This window comes from Paenisporosarcina sp. P4_E4_2 (genome assembly GCF_056401595.1).
Genome location: NZ_JBFUJC010000350.1, coordinates 1 through 3,207, shown reverse-complemented (window position 1 = coordinate 3,207; position 3,207 = coordinate 1). Strand labels below are relative to the sequence as shown.

The following is a 3,207-nucleotide window of genomic DNA, read 5'->3' as shown; positions in this document are numbered from 1 at the left end:
AAGTTACGAGAGCATCTTCCACGTGTCCCTTCACTTTTACTTTACGCCATTCTTTTACGACAGTTCCCGTCGGATCGATTAGGAATGTGGAACGTTCGATTCCCATATATTCTTTACCAAACATTTTTTTGAGACCCCAAACTCCATACGCCTCTGCAACTGCATGGTCTTCATCAATCAATAATGAAAATGGTAATCCGTGTTTTTCAATGAACTTTGTGTGCGCTCGTTCCCCGTCCGGGCTGACTCCTAAAATAACGGCATTCAGGTCACGGAAAGATTCGTGCATATCTCTGAAATCACATGCTTCAGTTGTGCACCCTGGAGTAGAATCTTTCGGATAAAAATATAGCAGCACATATTTATTCCCAGCGTAATTTCGCAGTGAAACTTCTTCCCCTTTTTCGTTTCGTAATGTGAAATCTGGTGCTTGCATGCCTTCAAGTGTTGTCATGAACATTCCCTCCACTTTACTATTTGTTTAATCGTACCTAAGAATGGCAGGAGTTTCAATTTTCTTGGCGTTCTCCTTCCTTTTTGTCTATTATTAAGGATGTTAGAAAAGGAACGGAGGATATAAATATGAATAGAACTAAGTCAGAAGCATTACATGAAGAAGCTTTACAACATATCGTTGGAGGCGTTAACAGCCCTTCACGTTCATACAAAGCAGTCGGTGGCGGTTCACCAACTGTCATGGAAAGAGCACAAGGAGCATACTTTTGGGATGTAGATGGCAACAAATACATTGACTATCTTGCAGCTTATGGTCCCATCATTACTGGGCATGCCCATCCACATATTACGCAAGCCATTACTAAGGCAGCTGAAAATGGATTATTGTATGGTACACCTACTCCTCATGAAGTGAAATTCGCGAAAATGCTGAAAGAAGCTATGCCTGGGATGGATAAAGTCCGTTTTGTGAATTCGGGAACAGAAGCGGTCATGACGACGATTCGAGTATCACGTGCATATACAGGACGTACCAAAATCATGAAATTTGCTGGATGTTACCATGGTCATTCGGATTTGGTGCTTGTAGCTGCCGGTTCTGGCCCTGCGACACTGGGTACTCCTGACTCTGCTGGTGTCCCTAAATCTATCGCAAAAGAAGTAATCACTATTCCTTTTAATGATCCAGAAGCTTATAAAGAAGCGATGGAAAAATGGGGCGACGAAATTGCTTGTATTTTAGTTGAACCTATCGTCGGTAATTTTGGGATTGTCGAACCAAAAGAAGGCTTTTTACCTCTTGTGCATGATATTGCCAAACAAAAAGGTGCACTTATTGTTTATGATGAAGTAATTACAGCATTCCGTTTCCACTACGGTGGTGCACAAGATTTGCTTGGTTTGACACCTGATTTGACTGCTCTTGGGAAAATCATCGGGGGTGGCTTGCCAATCGGCGCATACGGCGGACGAAAAGAAATTATGGAACATGTCGCACCACTAGGACCAGCTTACCAAGCGGGAACTATGGCAGGAAATCCAGCGTCTATATTATCTGGAATTGCATGTTTAGAAGTACTGAAGCAACAGGGTATATATGAAGAAATGGATCGTTTAGGTGCACTGTTGGAAGAAGGTATTTTGAAAGCAGCCGCTAAACATGACGTGACAATCACAATCAATCGTTTAATGGGTGCATTGACAATTTACTTCACGGATGTGAAAGTAGAAAATTATGAACAAGCCGAAGCGACTGATGGCGAGATTTTTGGACGATTCTTTAAACTAATGCTGGAACAGGGTATCAACTTGGCTCCTTCGAAGTATGAGGCTTGGTTCCTGACGACTGCTCACACTGAAGAAGATGTTAAACAATCGTTAATCGCTGTGGATTATGCATTTTCAAAACTTGCCTAAGTATGGTTGACCCACAAGCTGCCCTGCTGTAAAGTAGCAAAAAGCCTGTCACTCAGAAAGCAATCCAGGCCAATTTAGACAGACTCTTGTGTTGCAACAACTCGATGGAAACCTTTTCTCGATGGAAGGAATGAAATGGAGGTGCAGTCTGGTCTAACAAGCTAGACAATAAAGAGTTTCAGAAAGGCATTTTTTTAAGCCTTTTTTAAGAAGTCGGAAAGGAAATAAAGCATATATGAAACTTGGTGCACGAATCGTTAAAACAGGTGTCGCAATCGTTTTTGCGCTCTACATGGCTGATTTATTGCATTTACCGTCTCCTGTTTTTGCAGGAATCGCGGCAATATTTGCCCTTCAACCTTCCATTTACCGCTCCTATTTAACAATTATTGAACAGATTCAAGGTAATATTATTGGTGCAGGAATTGCAGTTATTTTTGCTCTTTTATTTGGCCACAATTATGTAGCCGTGGGTTTAGCCGCTGTTATCACGATTGCTATTATGTTGAAATTAAAGTTAGAGAAGTCCATTTCACTTGCGCTTGTGACAATTATTGCGATTATGGAAGTACAGAACGATGACTTTATAACATTTGCTCTAATTCGTTTTACAACTATTGTGGTCGGTGTGCTTGCCGCATTTGTAGTTAACTTAGTATTCATGCCACCGAAGTATGAAACCAAGTTATTTCAATCGATTCATTCGACTACCGATGAGTTGATTCGCTGGACGCGATTAGCGGAACGTCAAGCTTCTGAACATAATGCCACAAAACATACGCTTGAAAAGTTGCGAGAACGATTAATAAAAGTCGATCAGTTTTATTTATTCTATAAAGAAGAGCGTAGCTACTTCCGAAATGAAAAACGTGCGAAAGCCCGAAAACTTGTGGTATATCGTCAAATGATTTCAACCGCTAATAAAAGCTGGGATGTTCTGAAACGTCTTCATTTACATGAAAATGAATTGGCCAATCTCCCAGATCAATTTCGTTTGATGATTCAAGAAAGACTGGACTTTTTATTGACATATCATGAACAGCTACATCTGAAATATACAGGAAAGTTAAAACCGGAACATTCGTTTTGGAACGGCAGTGATGCTACGCTTCAACGTCATGAAGTAATGGAAATATTCGCGAGAGAAATCGCACTATCCAAAGAAGAAGAGTCTTTTTCTTCATATCATTTATTGCATGTACTTTCTGCAATTTTGGATTATGAAGAACAACTGGAACACTTAGATACGCTTATCATTTCCCACCAGAATTATCACGGTGAAGAAATAAAAGTCGAGCTTGAAGATGAATTTTAATTGATAGGGCAGCCATCTCT

General features: G+C 40.5%; 3 protein-coding genes. 2 read left to right on the top strand and 1 reads right to left on the bottom strand.

What is annotated here, in order from left to right:
- Positions 1-454 (bottom strand): thioredoxin-dependent thiol peroxidase (bcp, locus tag AC1DSB_RS16910; protein ID WP_477587172.1); only part of this gene is annotated, 454 nt, incomplete at its 3' end.
- Positions 455-582: 128 nt separating this feature from the next.
- Between bcp and AC1DSB_RS16905 the strand changes: the two genes are divergently transcribed.
- On the top strand, positions 583-1,872 hold the full coding sequence (locus AC1DSB_RS16905) for a glutamate-1-semialdehyde 2,1-aminomutase (protein ID WP_477531752.1): 1,290 nt from the start codon (positions 583-585) through the stop codon (positions 1,870-1,872).
- 235 nt (positions 1,873-2,107) lie between these two features.
- The gene (locus AC1DSB_RS16900) at positions 2,108-3,187 is read left to right on the top strand and encodes an FUSC family protein (protein ID WP_477531751.1); all 1,080 of its coding nucleotides are present in this window, start codon (positions 2,108-2,110) and stop codon (positions 3,185-3,187) included.
- Positions 3,188-3,207: the final 20 nt, after the last annotated feature.